Raw genomic sequence first — 13,384 nt, 5'->3', positions numbered from 1 at the left:
GTGCATTTAACACAAGCCTAATAATTACACTTTCTTATATAACGTCAACTTAAAGGGAAAATGTTACTTTTTTTTGCCTATTATTTGACTAAATTTACCAATAAATATAGGATTTATTAGTATTAATTAAGATTTAATATAAATTTAAGGAGTTACTATGGCATTTACATTAAGTATGCACCCATGGGTTTATACAGCAAAATTTAAAGATGACAGCTGGACAGAGAAATTTATTGAACAGGAACATTTAACATCCCAGGAAGAAAGCAAACTTTCTGCTATAGAGAGAGAAGAACTCCTTACTAAGAGAAATAATATCCCAGAACTACCCCTGGTAAATTTTACAACACAGTATGGAATGGGATGTTTTGAGGGAGCAAAAGCTTACCCACAAAAAGATGGTTCTTTAAAAGTTTTTAGACCAGATGAGAATGCAAAAAGAATGTCCAACTCTATGGCCGGATTATTAATGCCAGCAATAGATCCAAAAATGTTAGAGCTTGCAATTATTGAAGGTGTTAAAAGGAATAGTGAACTAGGCTTTCTTCCTACATATAAAAGTGAATGGGAAGATAATAACTTTTTAACTGCAGATGCTGTCTATATAAGACCCTTCTCCTATGCGGAACCAGGTATCGGTTTAGGAATATCAGTAGCTCCATGGGTAGTTTGTGTATCAACTAATGTAAGTGGATATTTTAAAGAGGGTATGAGAAGTAGAGCCCTAGTAACCGATAAAGTAAGGGCTACAAAGGGCGGAACAGGTTGGATAAAATGTGATTCTAACTATGTAATCCCTACCCTTGTTAAAAAAAGAGCTGAAAAAGACGGTTTTATGGAAGCAATTTTCCTAGATGCCGCAGAACAGAAATATATTGAAGAGGGTTCTAGTTGTAACATCTTTTTTGTACTTAAAAATGGAACCCTTGTAACACCTGAGTTAGGAGATACTATACTACCAGGTATTACTAGAAAATCTGTAATTGAGTTAGCCAAAGATATGGGTATAAATGTAGAAGAGAGAAAGATATCCATAGATGAAGTATTATCCGATGCAACGGAGACATTTGTTACAGGAACTGCAGCTGGTGTTACGTATCTAGAATCATTTACATATAAAGGTAAAGAGACTGTTTTTGGTGATGGTAATATTGGAGAGTTAACTCTTAAACTTCAGAAAACCTTAAAAGGTATACAGTATGGAGTTTTAGAAGATAAGTTTGGTTGGATGAAATCATTCTAAAGTTGATACTATACCAAGGTTAAGGTCTGAGAAATCCTTAGATATAGGATTATATAACTGTAATTCAATATCTTTATCTGGATATAAGATCGCCTTGGTATTGTAAAAAGCTAAATCCCTTAAGCCTGATCGAATTAGAAGTTCAGGGTCCCTTGTTAAATAGTCATAATACTCAGTTGATTTTGTAAATGACATACCTACTTCAGGTAGTGATTTCTCCCCTTTTAATTTGTATAGAGTAACACCAATATTGTTATAAAGCCGTATATAGTTTTCAATAATTGCCAAATGAGACTCATTCTCTGCTGGATAGAGAGTCTCCTCCTCCTCTTCAATTTTTTGGAGATATCTTAAAAGCATATTATAATATGTTAAAGCAGCATTATAACTTCCCCTATGGGAGAGTGTATTTGCCTTTGCAAACATTACAGCCTGATTATTCTCCCGAACATCCTCTGAGTTATGGAATTCTAATAAAGCATCCTTCATATTGTTATCTTGGTAATTAATAAAACCTTTTTTATAGGAGAGTTCTGAAGTATGGTACTCATTCTCCTCCGCCTTATTAAACAGATTATATGCAGTTGAATAACTATTACCTGCATAGTAGAAGATATCACCATAATCTGAGTAAATCTGTCCATACTTTTCATCTTTTAAAATAAAGTTTCTATCCCTTAAGTTCTCATATAATGAGACAGCCTCTTTAAAGTTTTTCTCAGCTACAAGGTATCTCTTCTCCTTTGAATATAGCTCCCCAAGGATTCTTTTAGAATCTACAAGGGATGTTAACTCCTCGGCTGTTAAGTTCCCACCAAACTCATAATAAAAAATTGCATTTCTTGCCGCCTTCTCTACTTCCCTATCGTTACCAATAGTTTGAAAGTATCTTGAGAGTTGGTAATGAAGATTAGGATTCCTTGGATTATCTCCAATTCCCCTAAATAGAGTCTCTCTAACGTTTTCTACAATCCCCTTATCCATAAAGTATCCAGCCATTCTAGCATAGGTATCCCCATCTACCTTAACATCCTTACTAATTTCAAACATCCGCCTATAATTTTTTACTTCCTGTAGTTTATCTGTCTGAATAAAGTAGTTAAGATATTTAAAAAGTATATCAGGCTTTGGACCATAATCTAACATAGTCTCTGCATACCATAGCCTAGCATCTTCATAGTGCTGTGGATCTATTTTCGCCCAGGCCATATATAGGTCCCCTAGAGTTGTCATAATCTCATACTCTCTAATTCCATGATCAACATTGTTAACTAAAAAATAGGTTGCTTTAGAGTAATCCCCCTGGTCAAAACCCTTCATTTTTGCATAGGATAAAATTGCGTGAAGATCCTTAGAATCTTCATTCATCATCTGAATATATATATCCTCTGCATAGTTATACGCCTTTCTATCATAATATGTATCTGCATATATGTAGTACCACTTCTTTTTTCTATGGGTATCAAAAGCTTCTAAGAATTTATCGTAGGCTTCTTCATATTTATCAATTAATATAAGTTCGTGACCTTCCTTATATATAGACTCACTTTTAATTATCTTATACCCCCAGAAATATCCAGCAATATAAATTAGAGATAGAGCTATAGTTAGGGGGAAGATCCACTTTAGCTTAGGGAAGACGATATTAATAAAGATATATGAGAATTTTTCCTTCTTCTTCTCAAAATCTAAGGCTGTTAATTTTGTAAATGATGAAGAGACCTTTATATTGTGTCCTAGTCTCTTATTTACATACTTTACAATATCCTTTAAAGGAGCATCGTCTATTAAAAGATCAACTAAGCCATTGAGCTTTGCACCAAAAAGACCATTTTCAGCGATCTCTTCTTCTATGACTAATTTTAGGTTAAGGGGTAAAGAACCTAATGTTTTCTTTAAACTATTAAACTCTTCTTCGCTATATTTAACTTCCTCGTCAACCTTTTCTTCTTCTTCCGGACTCTCAGTAAACTCTTCTAATGAGAGGGATGTTGGAGCAGAACCCTTATCAAAATTAAAACTATCTCCAAAATCTCCTAGGGAAAACTCATCTGTATCATCATCTTCTAAGGATCCAAAATCGTCTTCTAATACTTCATCTTCAATCGATGGTAGATCAAAAACTGAATCTCCATCTTCAAAATCATCAATATTTGGGTCATCATCAAAGCCGATATCATCGATATCAATATCTTTTATTTCATTTTCATCTGCTAGGGAGTCTGGAGATGTATCTAGGTCTTCGTCTGTTAATTCACTAAGCTCTTCAATGTCATCTATATCGCCGATATCCTCTAGGTCATCAATGTCATCTATATTATCTATTTCATCTAGGTTATCTATTTCATCTAGGTTATCTATTTCATCTAGGTTATCTATTTCATCTAGGTTATCGATTTCATCTATATTATCTATTTCATCTATATTATCTATTTCATCTAGGGTATCGATTTCATCTAGGTTATCGATTTCATCTAGGTTATCGATTTCATCTAGGGTATCTATTTCATCTAGGGTATCTATTTCATCTAGGTTATCGATTTCATCTAGGTTATCGATTTCATCTAGGTTATCGATTTCATCTAGGTTATCGATTTCATCTATATTATCTATTTCATCTATTTCATCTATATTATCTATTTCATCTATATTATCTATTTCATTAAGAGGATCAATATCATCAATATTTGTAATCTCTTCAAAATTATCTAGCTCATCAAAGGTAAAGTCTTCGTTCTCTTCTAAGTCTGGGACTGCATCAATTTCAGAATCATCATCTAATAAAAAATCATCATCATCATCAAAGGATTCTAAATCCCCTGATAGATCAGGCATTTCTCCATCATCATCCTCTTCAATGTTAACTAAAAAAGGATTTTCTTCCTGGGCAGACCTATCTGGAACTGAGGCGGGTTCAATCTTTTGACCACGTTGCTCAAGGATTCTAGGTTCATCCCCTAATGAGTTTAAAAGTTGTACAAATTTATCTATATTATTAATACTAGGCATAATTCATTTACATTTTCGACCAATTATTAAAAAAACAAAAGAAAATCTTAATACTTTTTATAATAAGTCCGAAAATCATAATAACAGAATTATGAAAAATCTTAAATATATTTTATTAACAACTATAATTTTAATCTCAATAAGTAGTTTATTTTCTGCAGAACAGGAGGGACTTATAATAAATTCCCTAAGTTTGCACATAAGAATAACTGAAATGGTGGAGAGTGAAGAGCCTTTTATTGTAGGGGATACCCTTGTATTTAGCTATTTGCCCTCTAAGAGTAAGGTTCGTCATGTGGGAATATCCTTTGAGAACGAGGATTTTAGTAAAATTTACAACCTGTATAAAAATGAGAATGGAGTCTATTTCTATCTATATAAGTACCCTAAAGAGAGGGTTATAAACTACAAGTTTATTGAGGATGGGATATGGATTGTAGACAAAAAAAGTAAGGTTATTCGAACAGATAAGAACTACATCCAGTTATCATCCTTTGAAATACCGGAGAAAAATATAAAGGAGCATATTTCTCCAATTATTAGTGATAAAAGTGTAACTTTCACATTAAGAGCTCAAGAGGGTATAAAAGTATATGTTACTGGGGATTTTAATAATTGGAACCCCTTTTTATACAAATTAAAAGAGATAACACCAGGGCAATACTCAATAACTTTAAAGATATCAAGTGGTAGATACGGATACTATTTTATATATAATGGGCAAAGAGTTTTAGATAGTGAAAATCCATTTACAGGTATAAGTCGAATTGGAGAAAAGGTATCTCTTTTTACAATAGAATAAGAGGAAAAATGATAAAACATATAATATTTGATGTTGATAAGACAATATACCCAGAATCCTGTGGCTTTGGGGATGAAATGGATAGAAGAATTAGCCAGTATGCAGCTAAACATATAAATTTGCCCTTTGAAGTAGCAGATGAATTAAGAAAAACATCTGTAAAAAACTATGGTACAACCCTAAGGTGGCTTCAGTTAGAGCATGGATTAACAGATACTGACCACTACCTAGATTTTGTTCATCCTATAGATGTAGAGAGTTACCTTCCTAATAAGGAGGAAATTCACAATATTTTAAGAGATATCGATATACCAATGTCTATCCTATCGAATGGTCCTATTGAGAATGTTGATAGAATTTTACATTTCTATAATATAAAAGATCTATTTAATCCAATAATAGATATAAAGATGAATAACCTAAAAGGTAAGCCATATATTGAGGTATATGAGAAAATTCTAAAGGAGATAAATCTACCTATAAATCAAATACTATTTGTAGATGATGTAGAAGATTATCTAATACCATTTCATGATATGGGTGGCAATGTACTACTTATAAACGAGACAAGCAAAAAAACAAGAATGAACTTTGATCAGTTAAAAAACATCTTAGAATTAAGCGATTATTTAAAGAAAAATAATAAATAACAGGGAAAAAGAATATCTATCGTCTTCTAATTAGTCGTAGCAACTAAAATGATTACACAAGAGACCAGTCTTCAAGCTTAATATCAGGGACTCGGATAAATTCCTTTGTATTATTTGTAATAAAAATCAAGTCATTTGAAATAGCCTGAGCAGATAAAAGCATATCAATAGGACCAATAATATTTCCAGATTTTCTTAAGTATGTTTTGATTTTTCCATAAGGAATGGCATCTTTTTCATTAAATGGTAAAACAGTAAATATTGCTAAAAACTCAAGGAGTGAAATTCTATTATTCTCAGGATTTTGACTATTAGAAACACCGAACTCTAACTCTGCTATAGTTAGAGATGAGATATAAATCCCATTGTTAAAATTTTCTGATATCTTTTTTAAAACACTCTTAGGTTTATTTTTAATAGCATAAATACAAATATTGGTATCAAGTAAGTACATTAAAAATCTTCTCTATCCTGATTCTGCCCCTGCTCTCTTCCATCTTCCATAAAATCATCAGTAAAAGAGTTTAAACCATGTATGAAAGTTTCCCATGCCTTATCATGTGGCATTAAAATAACTGCATCCCCATGTTTTTGTATAAATACATCTTCTCCCTGAAACTGATATTCTTTAGGGAGTCTTACTGCTTGACTTCTTCCATTGGCAAATAATTTCGCTGTTTGCATGTTTTTCTCCTTAACTTAAATATATACCAAGATATATATTACGTCAATTTTCATCCATTCAATCTTAACTCTTTCTGTTTAAATATTCCACTTCCAGCTCTTCCAGCTCATTCGAATATAACAATACTGTAAACAGTTTATATTGATTTTATCGTAGTTTCATATTACAATATTATTGCTAAGTTTTATATAACTTGTTATATAATAAAGAATTAAATAGATTTTTACAGCGAATCAGATAGGATAGAATATATATGTCAATTATGGATCAAAACGGCGATATTGTCGAAATACTTGTAAAAAACGATACAGGAGATAATGGATTTAGACCTGATAATGTTTTGCAAACAGGAAATGAAAAGAATAGGAAAATAATATCAGGAATAATGGATCAACTACTTTTAGAAGGGAGTAGAATTCAAGGGAAAGAGAACATTGAAGAACTGTTTAAACTCTCAAAAGAGGGGAAATCTTGTTTAATATTAATGGAACACTATAGTAACTTTGACTACCCCCTTCTTTATAAAATGATTGATGAACAGTTAGATGCAGATCCTGAGGATATGTACCCAATAGCTGGGATGAAATTAACTGAAACGGATCCAAGGGTTTCAGCATTTAGTAACGCGTATAATAAAATTATAATATACCCTAGTAAATCCATAGAGAGTGAAAAGGATTCTGAGAAACAGGCTGAACTAAGAAAGATTAGTGGTCCTATAAACCTAGCGGCTATGAAGGCTCTAACAAAGTGTAAAAATAGTGGGAAAGTTATTTTAGTATTCCCTGCGGGAACTAGAGTTCGTCCTTGGGCTCCTGAATCTAGAAAGGGTGTTCGAGAGATGTACTCCTATATAAAAACCTTTGATTATATCTGTTTTGTTGGTAAAAATGGAAATATCCTACCACCCCATGAAAGTGACAAAATGGACATGGACTCTCCAGTTAGGGATTTGATATTTTTAACTGCAGAGAAACCAATTAAGGGTAGAAGCTATGTAAAAGAGGTCTTGGAAAACTTACCTGAGGGTGAGGATCAAAAGCAGTTTGTAGTAACCAAGGTTATGCAACATCTTTTTGATCTACATGATAGAGTTGAACCTAGTAGATTAAAAGAGAAAGAGTCTCTACTTAATTAGATCCTAAAACTTAGTTCCTGGGAGGCCAAATTATACCCTTCCAGTTCTAAGTAGGTAATTAGCCAGGACTTCTTACCCTGGCAATTTACTATTAAATCCTTAAACTCACCTGATTTATACTCATCTAATATTTTATTTAAAAGTAGTTTACCAATACCTAGCCCCCTATACTCAGGAGTAACATATAGTTGGAGTAGATCCATTCCTTGATAGGAATCTCCTAGTATATAACTTGCAGCCCAAACAATACCAACACTCTCCCCTGCTGGATTTTTTGCAATAAAGAGAAAATCGCTATCAAACATTGAGCTATTTAACATATCATCACGTTTTCTGTTATACATATCCTGGATAACATCTTCAGGGTAGTTGGAATAGAGTTCATAAAAACCTTTTTTATCGCACTTAGAGACAAAGTCAAACTCATCAATATTTCCCTTCTCAATTATAAAGTCAAAGTCAAGGAGATCTTGTTCTTCTTCAAAATCATCCTCTGAAAATAGATCAAGTCCAGCATACTCCCTAATTTGGTTGTACCAGTTTAAAACCTTACTCTTTATTGCATCCTTTTTAAAGGAGTACCATATTCTTTCAATTTCTGGACTATCCTTCAATACATTTTTAAACTTTCTAAATACCCCATGCCCTTGATTTAAAACAGATTTTAACTCCTGTTTAACTATAGGATTTTTAAGATCCGATACAAACTCATTCATTATTCTAAAACCCTCAACAGGACCCCACTTAGGCAGGGGGTATAGATCACTATTTTTTAGATCATCTGTATATAAAATCTCCCCTGTTGATATAACAATTGAAGACTCTTTATTTTGATTCTCCATATTGTACATAATTTCATTTAGTTTAGAACTGTCTAGGATAAATACATCCATTAAATATTACTCTCTTTCTCTTTTATTTTATTATATTCATCTAAAATTTTATCCTGATCAACTAACCACTTATCACGATTTTTTCTTGTGCAAAATTCAACTTTACCATCTTCAATATATCTTTTGATACAACAATTCGTAGTGGTATACCAAGTAACTCAGCATCCCTAAACTTAACTCCAACTGACTCGTCCCTATCATCAAAAAGAACAACTTTTCCTAATAGATCCCTAACCTCTTGGGTTAGATCGTTTACTATTTTTGACTTACCAATAGAGATTAAATAGACCTTAAATGGAGCTAAAAACCAGGGCCATACAATACCCTTCTCATCCCTATTCTTATCAACAACAGCCTGGATAAGACGCCCCATACCTATACCATAGGACCCCATATATGGATGTCTTTTAATACCATCTTCATCCTGAAATGTTAAATTCATCCGCTTAGTATAGTAGTCATCTAGTTTAAAAATATTACCAACTTCAAGACATCTAATCTCTTGTAAGGGGCTACCACATTGGAAACATAGATCGTGGGCCTTAACCTCTGTTATATCATGAACATTTTCACATCCAAAATCGATACCAAAGTTAGCATTTATATATGAGTGTCCACTCTCATTACCACCCAAAACAATATTTGGAGTATTTGCCACTGAATCATCCATTATAATATCTATATCAATGTTATCTGGTAAATTAACAGGAGAGAAATAGTCAGGAACAAGGCCTATAGCTTCAATATCTTCTCTAGTTGCTTTTTTGTTATATTTTCTCCAAGAATTTCTGATAATTTGTGTAGAGAAACATCGTAATCGGCTCTAACAACAGCCATTATCAACCCCTTTTCCTTTTTAAAGACCATACACTTACCTAGTTTATGTTTTGGAAGATCAAAAAACTGAGCTAATTTATCCATAGTAACAGTGCCTGGAGTTGCTAACTTTGTCATAAAAACAATATCTTCCTGATAGTACTCTTTAACACCTACAGCTAGCTTTTTCTTTGCACTATAAGCACATTTAGGACATGATATTACAATATCCTTCCCCTGTTCAAAGGGTGTTAAAAACTCATAAGCTTTTGATCCCCCCATAAAACCAACAGAAGACTCGGCTGAAATAACATCTATATTACAAAGTGAGAATATATGATTATATGCCGCATGAACCCTGGGAAAAAAGTTGTTTAGATCCGTATATGATTTATGAAAAGAGTACCCATCATTCATTATAAACTCTTTACTTCTTAATAGAGACGCTCTTGGTCTCTCCTCATCTCTAAACTTTGTTTGGAACTGGTATAAAAAGAAAGGGAAATCCTTATACGAGTTAAATGCAGTTCTTACAAGCTCAACAAAAGCCTCTTCATGGGTTGGGGATAAAACATAATTTTTTCCTGTTCTATCCTCAAAACGAAGCATCTCTTGGTCAATTAGCTCAGACCTACCACTGGTTTTCCACAGATCATAGGGGTTTACAATTGGTACTAATACCTCTTCCCCATCAAGAGTATTCATCTCCAGCCTTATAACTTTTTTTAATTTATTATAAACCCTCATTCCAAGGGGTAAAAATGAGTATAAACCTTTCCCTAAAGCTCTAAAATAGCCACCTTGTACTAATAAAGCCCAAGCTTTATCTTTCTTCTTTGAGGTTGGGAATTTATAGCTTTTCCCAAATAGCTTGGAGTATTTCATAGTTTGATTATAATTCTTCTTACTACTTCTGGTCAAGAATAGTTATTAATAGTTAATATATTATCTATTTGTCCACTTATTACTTGACCTTAACGCCTATTTTTATCATATTTTATATAAGTATATTTATTTAATTAAAATTATGAAAATATAATTTTTTGAATATAATTTTTAGGAGAATATAAATGAGTACTATTGAGTATGTAGAAGCAAGAGAGATTTTAGATTCAAGAGGAAACCCTACTGTTGAGGTAGACGTAGTATTAGCTGATGGTTCTTTTGGTAGAGCAGCAGTTCCTTCAGGAGCATCTACAGGTATATACGAAGCTGTAGAGTTAAGAGATGGAGATAAAGCACGATTTTTAGGTAAAGGTGTTTTAAAAGCTGTAGCTAACGTAAACGGACCAATAGCAGATGCTGTTATCGGTTTAGACGCTTTAGAGCAAGTAGAAGTTGACCGAACAATGATCGAACTTGATGGTACTGAAAATAAATCTAAATTAGGTGCAAACGCAATTTTAGGTGTTTCAATGGCTGTTGCAAAAGCTGCTGCTGACCACTTAGAGTTAGACTTATTCAAATACTTAGGTGCTTACAAAGCTTGTATGTTACCTGTACCAATGGCAAATATTATTAATGGTGGTAGCCACGCTGATAACTCTGTAGACTTCCAAGAGTTTATGGTAATGCCAGTTGGAGCTACATCAATCAAAGAAGCTATTAGAATGATTGCAGAGATCTTCCACAACTTAGCAAAAATATTAAAAGCTAAGGGTTACTCTACTGCAGTTGGTGATGAGGGTGGATTTGCTCCAAACTTAAAATCAAATGAAGAGGCTCCAGAAGTAATTATTGAAGCTATTACAGCTGCAGGTTATGAAGCAGGAAAAGATGTATTTATTGCATTAGACCCAGCTGCATCTGAGTTCTTTAACAAAGAGACTAAAAAATATGTTTTCAAAAAATCTGACGGAAGAGAGTTATCATCTGAAGAGATGGCAACTTACTGGGCTGAATGGGCTGATAAATACCCAATTATCTCATTAGAAGACGGTATGGATGAAGACGACTGGGAAGGTTGGAAATCTTTAACAGATAAAATTGGTGATAGAGTACAATTAGTTGGTGACGACTTATTTGTAACTAATACTAAGAGATTAGCTACAGGTATTGAAAAAGGTGTTGCTAACTCAATTCTTATTAAAGTTAACCAAATTGGTTCTTTAACTGAAACTTTTGAAGCAGTTGAAATGGCTAAAAAAGCTGGTTATACAGCAATTATTTCCCATAGATCTGGTGAAACTGAAGATGTTACAATTGCTGACTTAGTAGTTGCTTTACAAACTGGTCAAATTAAAACTGGTTCTATGTCTAGAACTGATAGAGTTGCAAAATATAACCAACTTATTAGAATTGAAGAGACTTTAGGCGATCAAGCAGAGTATGCTGGAATGAACGCTTTCTACTCAATTAAAAGATAATTTTTAATTTAGTTTAAAAAGCCACCATTTGGTGGCTTTTTTTATTTTATAATGAACTATAATATGGATTTTCGTAGAATCAAACTAACCCTCGTAGGGAATCTTTTGTACCCGCTGTGTCATAAAGAGCCCAATTATTACTACTGAAATTCCCATTACTTCCCTAAAAGAGAACCTAGAGCCTAAAAATATAAAGGATATAACCCCTGTTATTATTGGTATTAGGTTAGTAAAAGAGCTTGTTTTAGTAACTCCAATTTTTTTTAAAACACTAATATATAGTAGGAATGATATTACCGAAGGGAAAATTGCTAAGAACAGTATGGAGAGTATAAATTCCTGATTTACAATAGAGATTGTAATAGTATTAGCTTCTAAGACAATAAATAAAGGTAAAAAAAGTAGGGCACCAACTAGATTTTGCATAGTTATAATAGTTAACGATGAGTACCTTCCTCCTAACTTAAATATTAACAGACTATTTGCAACTGCGGATAATACAGCAAAAAACATAAGCATAAAACCTAAAATTGATCCCTCTTCTCTAAGGATTTTTGAACCAATCATTAAAACAATTCCTATAAAAGATATAAAAACCCCAAAAATATTGAGTTTTGTAACCTTCTCTTTGTATATCACCAGTGCTGCTAACATTGAGAAAATAGGTATAGTTGCTATAATAACAGAAGCGTGGGTAGAAGAGACGTACTTCATCCCATAGCCCTCCCCAATAAAGTATAAAAATGGTTCACAAAAACCCATTAAGAAAAATATGGGGAAGTCCTTTTTATCAATAACCTCTCTTTTTTTATTAAATAGATATATTAAGCCTAATAGAATGGAAGCTATTACAAGTCGGGAAAAAATCATTGTTATAGGACCAGTATACTTATAAATTATTTTTATAAATACAAATGATGCTCCCCAAAAAATCATTGCAAAAAGCATTAATATATAGTTTTTAGTTTTATCTCTATTCATCTAGTAAGCCCTCTAAATATTTTGCTACACCATCTTGGTTATTTGTATAAATAGTATTCTCAAATTTGAGCTTTAAGGATTCATGACCATTTTTCATTATTATACCCTTCCCAACAAAATCAAGCATATCTTCATCATTCATGCCATCACCAAATGCAATAATATCTTCTATATCTATATTTAAATCGGTAGCTAATTTTTTAAGAGCTTTAGCCTTTGATGCTTTAATATTCATAATTTCCAGAAATGTTGGTTTTGAAAATGCGATATAACAACGATCATTATAATCTGTTTTTAAACTCTTTTCTAAAGTTACAAGGGAGTCCCTATGACCAATAAACATGCACTTAGTAAAATTTAAACTATCTAAATTATCAAAATTAATTATTTGACCATTTAAACCACTAAGCTCTTGATAAAAACTTGAGGATTTTGACTCCTTTTCATAGTGAAACTCTCCATTTATAAAACCCTGAAAATGAATATTTTCCCTCCGGGATATTTTTATCATCTCTCTGGATATTGTGTCAGGAACAGCTGTCTCAAGGAGTATTTCATCGTTGTGACCATCCCTTATCATTGCCCCATTATAACAAATTACAGGATGCCCTAACTTTAAATCTTGAATTTTAGGTTTTACAGAGGAGTAACTTCTACCAGTTGCAATAACAACATAGATACCCTTCTTTACTAATTTAAGTAAAATACTCTTTGTATATTCAGAGATGTAGTTATCATCATTAAGTAGAGTTCCATCTAAGTCTAGTGCTACTAATTTATATTTCATAGACTGAGTATAAA

At 32.6% G+C, this 13,384-nt stretch carries 13 protein-coding genes; 5 read left to right on the top strand and 8 right to left on the bottom strand.

Annotated elements, in window-relative coordinates:
* Positions 1 to 157 precede the first annotated feature (157 nt).
* Positions 158 to 1,243 (top strand): aminotransferase class IV, encoded by a 1,086-nt coding sequence (locus EW093_RS12170; RefSeq protein WP_149568675.1) that lies wholly within the window; start codon positions 158 to 160, stop codon positions 1,241 to 1,243.
* Here the strand turns inward: EW093_RS12170 and flcA are convergent.
* Positions 1,235 to 4,252: a periplasmic flagellar collar protein FlcA gene (gene flcA / locus EW093_RS12165; RefSeq protein ID WP_149568674.1), complete on the bottom strand. Its 3,018-nt coding sequence runs from the start codon at positions 4,250 to 4,252 to the stop codon at positions 1,235 to 1,237. The two genes, EW093_RS12170 and flcA, sit on opposite strands and share 9 nt — an antisense overlap.
* A 91-nt stretch (positions 4,253 to 4,343) precedes the next feature.
* Here flcA and EW093_RS12160 point away from each other — a divergent pair, with 91 nt between their 5' ends.
* Entirely contained in the window at positions 4,344 to 5,054 is a 711-nt protein-coding gene (locus EW093_RS12160) for a hypothetical protein (protein WP_149568673.1), read from the top strand.
* 8 nt (positions 5,055 to 5,062) lie between these two features.
* Positions 5,063 to 5,704 carry an HAD family hydrolase gene (locus EW093_RS12155; RefSeq protein ID WP_149568672.1) on the top strand — a complete coding sequence of 214 codons (642 nt, stop codon included), beginning with the start codon at positions 5,063 to 5,065 and terminating at the stop codon, positions 5,702 to 5,704.
* Positions 5,705 to 5,756: 52 nt separating this feature from the next.
* On the opposite strand, the gene vapC is transcribed toward EW093_RS12155, so the two are convergent.
* Positions 5,757 to 6,158 (bottom strand): type II toxin-antitoxin system tRNA(fMet)-specific endonuclease VapC, encoded by a 402-nt coding sequence (vapC, locus tag EW093_RS12150; RefSeq protein WP_149568671.1) that lies wholly within the window; start codon positions 6,156 to 6,158, stop codon positions 5,757 to 5,759.
* Positions 6,158 to 6,388, bottom strand: coding sequence for a type II toxin-antitoxin system antitoxin VapB (gene vapB, locus EW093_RS12145; protein ID WP_149568670.1), 231 nt, complete (start codon positions 6,386 to 6,388; stop codon positions 6,158 to 6,160). Before vapB ends, vapC begins: the two co-directional genes overlap by 1 nt.
* Positions 6,389 to 6,642: 254 nt before the next feature.
* Here vapB and EW093_RS12140 point away from each other — a divergent pair, with 254 nt between their 5' ends.
* Complete coding sequence (locus EW093_RS12140) at positions 6,643 to 7,527, top strand: 1-acyl-sn-glycerol-3-phosphate acyltransferase (RefSeq protein ID WP_149568669.1); 885 nt, start codon at positions 6,643 to 6,645, stop codon at positions 7,525 to 7,527.
* Here EW093_RS12140 and EW093_RS12135 read toward each other — a convergent pair.
* The 3 genes from EW093_RS12135 to EW093_RS12125 form a co-directional block, all read right to left on the bottom strand.
* A complete protein-coding gene (locus tag EW093_RS12135) occupies positions 7,524 to 8,420 on the bottom strand; it encodes a GNAT family N-acetyltransferase (RefSeq protein ID WP_149568668.1) in 897 nt (298 codons plus the stop codon). The two genes, EW093_RS12140 and EW093_RS12135, sit on opposite strands and share 4 nt — an antisense overlap.
* A 61-nt stretch (positions 8,421 to 8,481) precedes the next feature.
* Positions 8,482 to 9,090, bottom strand: a complete 609-nt coding sequence (locus EW093_RS17850; RefSeq protein WP_149568667.1) for an aminoacyl--tRNA ligase-related protein — start codon at positions 9,088 to 9,090, stop codon at positions 8,482 to 8,484.
* Positions 9,091 to 9,152: 62 nt separating this feature from the next.
* A complete protein-coding gene (locus EW093_RS12125) occupies positions 9,153 to 10,121 on the bottom strand; it encodes an aminoacyl--tRNA ligase-related protein (protein WP_149568666.1) in 969 nt (322 codons plus the stop codon).
* Between the two features lie 185 nt (positions 10,122 to 10,306).
* Between EW093_RS12125 and eno the strand changes: the two genes are divergently transcribed.
* Positions 10,307 to 11,602 (top strand): phosphopyruvate hydratase, encoded by a 1,296-nt coding sequence (gene eno, locus EW093_RS12120; RefSeq protein ID WP_149568665.1) that lies wholly within the window; start codon positions 10,307 to 10,309, stop codon positions 11,600 to 11,602.
* An 84-nt stretch (positions 11,603 to 11,686) separates the two neighbouring features.
* Here the strand turns inward: eno and EW093_RS12115 are convergent, their stop codons facing one another.
* Together EW093_RS12115 and EW093_RS12110 are read right to left on the bottom strand one after the other, a co-directional pair.
* Positions 11,687 to 12,583: a DMT family transporter gene (locus EW093_RS12115; protein WP_149568664.1), complete on the bottom strand. Its 897-nt coding sequence runs from the start codon at positions 12,581 to 12,583 to the stop codon at positions 11,687 to 11,689.
* Entirely contained in the window at positions 12,576 to 13,370 is a 795-nt protein-coding gene (locus EW093_RS12110) for a Cof-type HAD-IIB family hydrolase (RefSeq protein WP_149568663.1), read from the bottom strand. Before EW093_RS12110 ends, EW093_RS12115 begins: the two co-directional genes overlap by 8 nt.
* Positions 13,371 to 13,384: the final 14 nt, after the last annotated feature.

The sequence above is a fragment of the Thiospirochaeta perfilievii genome (genome assembly GCF_008329945.1).
In the GTDB taxonomy this organism is placed as follows: domain Bacteria; phylum Spirochaetota; class Spirochaetia; order DSM-2461; family DSM-2461; genus Thiospirochaeta; species Thiospirochaeta perfilievii.
This window is presented reverse-complemented; position numbering and strand designations above follow the sequence as displayed.